Source organism: Pseudomaricurvus sp. (assembly GCF_965662505.1).
Taxonomy (GTDB): domain Bacteria; phylum Pseudomonadota; class Gammaproteobacteria; order Pseudomonadales; family Cellvibrionaceae; genus Pseudomaricurvus.
This window is the reverse complement of record NZ_CBFIHX010000154.1, coordinates 1-6619: the sequence shown is the minus strand read 5'-3', so window position 1 is coordinate 6619 and position 6619 is coordinate 1. Positions and strand designations below refer to the sequence as shown.

Below are 6619 nucleotides of genomic sequence, written 5' to 3'. Positions count from 1 at the left end.
GATACCCATCCAGATCTTTAATTTTGTTGTTCAGCTTTGCCAGCGTGACCGTCTTGCTCCCGTGTTGAGACTCAACTCCTTCAATGGGAGTCTCTGTCGAATCACAACCAGACAGTCCCAGGGATACAAAAAATCCCGTTGAAACAGCCACAACTAATGGCAAACGACTCAATAATTTCTTCATTGTTTTACACTTTATCCGTTAAAAAAACGGGCCCGGCATTGCCTGCCGGACCCCAATCGCTACGAGCAAGGATTAAAAGTTACGGTAAGTAAAGCCCAATACAAAGGAAGGACCATATTCTTCGTACTGAGAATTGTACTTTCTGCTTCCCTGATAGAGGTACATAGGCTCATCGGTCAGGTTAATCGCACTGAAGTACATCTGCATGGATTTGCTGAAATCGTATTTGGCAGAGAAGTCGATCTGAGTATGATCATCGGCAAAGGTATCATTCTCCTCCTCGCCCAAATCCAGCTCCATCAGGGTTTTACTTTTGTAGTTAGCGGACAAACGCAAGCTAAACGGCCCGGTCTCATAACCAAACACCAGATTACCCACAGTATCCGCCTGTTCAGGCAACTCAGTGCTGGAGCTGCGTGAAGCACCCGGTTCCAGCCCCAGATCAGCCTCACTGTCGGTAAAGGTAGCGTTAGCCTGAATCAGGAAGCCTGAATCAAAACTTTTGGTGTATGCCAGCTCCAGACCGTACAGGTCTGCGCTGTTACCATTCACCGGCATATAAATTTCGCTATCGCTGATGGTAACACCCGGTGCATACACGGAACTGTCTACGGTATCGCTAACGTCTGCGGCAAAGATGAAGTTATCAATCTTTTTGTAGAACAGTGAAGCACTGACCACACCGATATCACCTGGGTAATATTCGACAATTAAGTCAAAGTTACTGGATTCATAAGGGTCCAGATCCGGGTTACCGGCTTCCACGGTGAGCTCATCGTCTTCAATAGTAATCTCTTCCGGCGAAGGGCTAATATCACCAAACGACGGTCGAGCTATGGTTTCAGAGTAAGCCGCACGCAACAACAACTCATCGGTCAGACGGTAACGAGCGTTAATACTCGGCAACACATGATGATATTCCTGGTCATAGTTCACTTCTTCAATGGAGTGGCCAAAATCACCGCTGGCATCTTCAATCAGACGTGCATCGTAACCGGAAGACTTAACTTTCGTGCCTTCGTATCGAAGACCGTAAACCAGGCGCAGGTCATTAATATCCACACGACTCATGATGTAAGCCGCCTGAACATCTTCTTCGATCAGGTAATCCCGTGCTGAAGCAACCACACTTTCATTATAGGCTTCACCGAGAATACCATCCTCCTGAAAGGTGGTTCCGCTGCCAGCCACATTGCTATCAATGAAATCGTCAATTAATCCCTGATCAATGGCTGGCCCAAGACGTCCCAGGCTGTAATCTACTGTGGAATGGCTAAAGGCATCCATGGTGGGATCACCGGCAGCGCTGAAATCATCGTACAATTGAGTATCGACATCATTCCCTTTCTCACGATTGGTGATCTTTCCACCAAACTTGATGTAGCCCGGATGACCCGCAAACGACATCTCGCGAGTGATGTCGAACTTGTAGGTAAACATCTCATCCTGAGTGTAGTTGTTGGTAATTTCGATCTCATCCATTTCAAAGTTGGATGCGATAAACGCCTCATCACCCGCAAACACGTCCGGCGCCTCGCCCAAAGAGGTGTACCCCATATCAATGTCTTTGGCAGTGAAATTCGATCCGTGATAATCCGGTTCGTTCTCCTGAGACTTGGAATAGCCCACTGAGTACTCATAAGTCCAGTCACCGGACATATTCATCCCGCCGAGCACCACCGAGGTGATTTTCTGTTCTTCGAAACGATCTTTCAGGTTGCGTTCCATTTCGGCATCGGTCCACAACGCCGATTCACCATCAATACTGTCCAGGTTGCCATCGTCGTACTTGTATTCGGCACGCTGACGGTATTCCTGGTCTTCAAAGTGACTGTAGAGGCTGTGCAGGTAATATTCAGACGTATCAGAAGGACGCCAGTCCAAGTTCAGCGCCGCGCCCAGACGAGTGCGATTAATCACATAGTCACGCTGCTCCATTTTGACAGAACCACGATAGCCGGAGCCTTCCAGGTCATTCTCCCACTCACCGGCGCCTTCCATAGTTTCTGAGCCAAAATCCCGATCCTGCCAGCTGATTGCAGCGGCAACACCCAATTCTCCCTGACCCACATCGAAAACATTAGTGAAGGTACCGGCAACCTTTGGGCTGACTTCCGACTCCAGATCATTGTAGTTACCCTCGGCGGAGAGGTTGTAGCTCATACCATCACGATCAAAAGCGGTTAGACTTTTCACTTCGATATTGCCGCCAATACCACTGCCATCCATATCCGGGGTATTGGTTTTACGAACTTCCAGGCCTTCCAGCAAACCAGAGGGAATAACATCCAGGGCAACCGAACGACGATCACTCTCTGGAGAAGGAATGTTCATACCATTAATAGAGGCCGAGTTCAGATTCGGATTAGCACCGCGGATACCCACGAAACGGCCCTCACCCTGATCTCGCTCAATAAATACCCCAGGAATACGTTGTAAGGCTTCGCTGACGTTTTCATCCGGAAACTGGCCGATGGAGTCTGACGACACCACAGAAACAAAGTTGTCAGCAGCACGCTGCTTGTTCAAAGCGCTGGAAGCACCGGCCGCCTGACCGACCACGATCAGGTTTTCCATGCTGGTCACATCGCTGCCGATCTGAACAGCCTCTTTAGTCGTTTTATCATCGACCACGTTCACCAGGCGCTGCACAGATTCCGCACCTAGATAATCCACAGTCAGTGTGTAGGTTCCTGCAGGAATAGAGTTGAAGCTAAAACGGCCCCCGTCTTTCGTGCTGGATTCCATCTTCAATTCTTTCAATCGAATAATTGCACCGTCAAAGTACACGCTGCCGGCCACATCACTGACACGCCCCTCAAGACGGCCATCGGCCATTGCATTGAAGGCGCACATAAATGCGCTGGTTGCCATTAAGGCCTTCACTGAAGTTTTCATAGTTTCCCCAAAGTCCGGTCTGAAACAGGTCTGATGCTGACTACCCTGCTTCTTCCTGTCCTGTTATTTACGGTTCTGATATTTACAGTTCTGAGCAAACGGCCGCTGACCGCTTGCTCTTAATGAATTCATCACTAGTGGATGTGTGTCACCTCAAGATCGAAAGGCACGCCTTACGTACTCGTCCGAGGCAGTGCAAACCTACGAGCACTCCGTGACACTTTGGTGACACTTATCTGACAGGCCTCTGGACACCCCCGTTAAAAGGGCTAAATCACCCAGAGAAGAAGGTTGTTTGATCTTTTATGACCCTCTTGGCCAGAGATGTGGGTGGCTTTTCAGGCTGTGTCCGGAGGGGTTTTACGAAAATTACCTGTGATTCTTGAAATACCCACAGTGATTTTTCGGATACACCCCAAACCTGGCTTTTTTTAATGATCTGATATGACCCGCAAAAGCAAAATCGCCTGTAATGACACATATTTTTGTCATATTTTTGTCACAGAACTGACTCATTCTGGCACCCAAAGGACCTTATTTGTTTTTGGCCGTCATGATTTACGATTGTCATGCCTCATAAAAAGCCAGGTATTTATAAAAGTCACACATTGTTAAAAGTCAGGGATTTATGAAAAGTCACGCATCCTTACACATATCCAAAATTCTGCTCCTGCTGTCGGTCTGCGCCACTGTTCTAATCATCAACTTGAGTACAGGCGACATCAAATCCTGGAGTGTTATCACCTGGATTGATATTTTTGGTGAAGGTTCGACCATGGGTCTGATGCTGATTCTTCTGGCTTTCATCATCAACAGTCGTCCCAGAGGACGCGTAACCAACCTCTTAATTATTGGACTTATCGGCTTTTTCGCAGCCACGTTTCAGGATGTTCTGGATGAAATCATTGAACTGCCAGCGGGTTATATCTTCGATGATTTAATCGAATCTGTGACGGCACCGGTCTCTGTCATTATTTTGTCTTATGGACTCTATCTCTGGAATCAGGAACAGGTAGCCATTAATCAACGTCTGCAATCGAAAGAGAGGTTCTATCGGGAGCACAGCGCCCTGGATTATGTGACCGATCTCTACACCGCTCTCTATATGAAAAAGCAGATCGAGCGCGAAATAATTCATTACAAAAACCTGCAACAACCTCTGTCTTTAATGATGCTCGATATTATCGATTTCGATGAGTTTAATCGCCGCTATGGCGATCAGGATGGAGATCGTTTACTGGCACAAGTCGCCAACATTCTGACCATGAACATTCGCAATGTGGATTTAGCCTGCCGCTTCGCCGGCGATCGATTTATTGTGCTCTTTCCACAGACTCACCTGATCGATGCTCGCATCTATGCCGACGAGATTCTGAATGCCTTAAAGAATATGGCATTCAAACCGGATAATGCCTCCCGATCGGTTTTTAACGAATGCAACATCAGTCTGGTGGACCACAGCGCAGGCTCAACCGCGGAAGAGTTGATTACCGCCCTGAATACAGCTCTGGAAGTTAATAAACAGAAGCAACGATTCCCGACACACAAAGCAGCTTGAGCCGGTCTTTCTCACGATGACACAACATACTACTTTGCCCAGCTATTACACCGTCGACGATAAGATTCTGCCTATCGGTCAGATTCCTGCGGCCATGCTCGAATTGGCCAAACATCACCGTATGGACATTAACGGGCTTCTACGGGGAACGGGGATTTTCGTTCAGGATTTGACCCGTCGTGATTGCAACATCAGCTGCGAACAACTGAAACACCTGATCAACAACCTTGAAAAACAGAATCATAACCACGAATTCGCTTTACGATTTGGACGACAACTCCCTTATATCAACAACAGCGTTTTGCTTCAGGCTATTATCAATGCCTCTTGTATTCGCGATCTTCTGGAAATCATCAGGAATTACTGTCGCCTGTATTACCCGCTCTGTTTTCTGCACTTAATCTCTGATGCGAACAATCATTACCTCATCATCAATGATGCGATTGGCTGCCCTCAACAACACAAGTTCCTCTGTCAAAGCTTTATTTCATCCGTGCTCACGCTCTTGAAAGCCAGCGACATTGACAAAAATCAGTTGGCTTTTTATCTGGAGCAGCCAAAACCGGAAAATACGGCGCCGCTACAAACGTATCTTGGCAGCAGGATTTGTTTCAATGCTCCCATCTCTGCCATCGTGATACCTGATGCTATTGGGCAGAAGCCTCTGTCGAATTACAGCGAGACCATCAAGATTCAAGCACTTGAACAATGCCGGGATTCCATTCAATCCATTCCGGGACGGCAAGGCTTTCTTGAGCATCTGCAAAAATGGTTATTGCGGAAAATTCCCCGAGAAGACATCACCCTACAAACCTGCTCTGAATATTTTGGCACCAGCCCTGCCACCTTTAAACGACGCTTGAAGATCCATCAAACCAGTTTTCAATACGAACTGGACAGAGCGCGGAAACTTTTGGCTCTTTCGTTACTCGTCCTCCAAAACCTGAGTAACGATGAGGTCGCCAAACACCTGAGAATCAACGACAGCGCCAATTTCAGGCGCTCGTTCAAACGCTGGACAGGTGCCCTGCCCAGTACGCTTAAGCATCAACTTTTGGATCCTCAAAACTTTAATTTTTGACAAACAAAAGTCTGCACTGAGCCTCCGAGATCATTCATTCACACAAATACAGAACTTTGACGCATTATGACTGCTAAACACATGAATACCCTCAGCCGCCGCAGTTTCCTTAGAAACATCACTCACAGCAGTGCAGGACTGGCTTCTGCTTCCGCACTGGCAGGCACCTTGAGTGGCTGTCAGGACGACAGTAATCTGAGTTTTACTGAAATTCCTCACAGCCTTGATCACTCTCACCACATACCGGACGAATATCAGTCATCCACCCTGCTCAGCTGGGGCGATGCCTTGCACTCAACCGAACCGTTCAAGCCCGAGACGCTCACCGCTGACGATCAGACACAACGCTTCGGCTACAACAATGACTTTATCGGCTTTATGCCGTTAACCGATGATGACAACCTCTCAGCTACCGAGCATTACCACTCAGGTAACAGTCAACGAGGCTTGTTGTGTATCAACCACGAATACACACAACCGCATTTGATGTTCAGTGGTTATCAAGACGAGGATGATGGAGAGTTCAACACCCGACGCGAACACGTTGCTATTGAACTGCAAGCCTGTGGCCACTCGGTGGTGGAAGTGGAGTTCCGGAACGGTGACTGGCAAGTGAATACCGACAGCCCTTACAACCGTCGCATTACGGTTACCACACCAATGACCATCACCGGCCCTGCAGCGGGGCATCCACGTCTGCAAACGTCCACTGACCCTAGTGGCAAAACCGTACTGGGTACAGCCGGTAACTGCGCAGGCGGCAAAACCCCTTGGGGAAGCGTATTAATCGCCGAAGAAGGTATTGGCGGTTTATTTATGGGGGATGTGAATACCCTGTCTAAGCAGGAACACGACAATTATCAACGCCTGTCCATTGGCGAGGACGACAACCGTCAAT

5 protein-coding genes are annotated in these 6619 nt (G+C 48.0%); 3 read left to right on the top strand and 2 right to left on the bottom strand.

Annotation, left to right across the window (positions count from 1 at the left end):
* Both ACTG33_RS15375 and ACTG33_RS15370 read right to left on the bottom strand, forming a co-directional pair.
* Window positions 1–184: hypothetical protein (locus ACTG33_RS15375; protein WP_439136105.1), on the bottom strand; the 184-nt coding region annotated here is incomplete at its 3' end.
* 72 nt (window positions 185–256) lie between these two features.
* Window positions 257–3082 carry a TonB-dependent receptor gene (locus ACTG33_RS15370; RefSeq protein ID WP_439136104.1) on the bottom strand — a complete coding sequence of 942 codons (2826 nt, stop codon included), beginning with the start codon at window positions 3080–3082 and terminating at the stop codon, window positions 257–259.
* A 628-nt stretch (window positions 3083–3710) separates the two neighbouring features.
* On the opposite strand from ACTG33_RS15370, the gene ACTG33_RS15365 reads away from it, so the two are divergent.
* From ACTG33_RS15365 to ACTG33_RS15355, 3 genes are all read left to right on the top strand, one after another.
* Window positions 3711–4640 carry a GGDEF domain-containing protein gene (locus tag ACTG33_RS15365; protein WP_439136103.1) on the top strand — a complete coding sequence of 310 codons (930 nt, stop codon included), beginning with the start codon at window positions 3711–3713 and terminating at the stop codon, window positions 4638–4640.
* A gap of 16 nt (window positions 4641–4656) precedes the next feature.
* A complete protein-coding gene (locus ACTG33_RS15360) occupies window positions 4657–5721 on the top strand; it encodes an AraC family transcriptional regulator ligand-binding domain-containing protein (protein WP_439136102.1) in 1065 nt (354 codons plus the stop codon).
* 66 nt (window positions 5722–5787) lie between these two features.
* Window positions 5788–6619: PhoX family protein (locus ACTG33_RS15355; RefSeq protein ID WP_439136101.1), on the top strand; the 832-nt coding region annotated here is incomplete at its 3' end.

What these genes read in the sequence shown, in the direction of transcription:
- ACTG33_RS15360 (WP_439136102.1), top strand. Translation starts at nt 4,657, where the DNA reads ATGACACAACATACTACTTTGCCCAGCTATTACACCGTCGACGATAAG.
- ACTG33_RS15365 (WP_439136103.1), top strand. Translation starts at nt 3,711, where the DNA reads ATGAAAAGTCACGCATCCTTACACATATCCAAAATTCTGCTCCTGCTG.
- ACTG33_RS15370 (WP_439136104.1), bottom strand. Translation starts at nt 3,082, where the DNA reads ATGAAAACTTCAGTGAAGGCCTTAATGGCAACCAGCGCATTTATGTGC.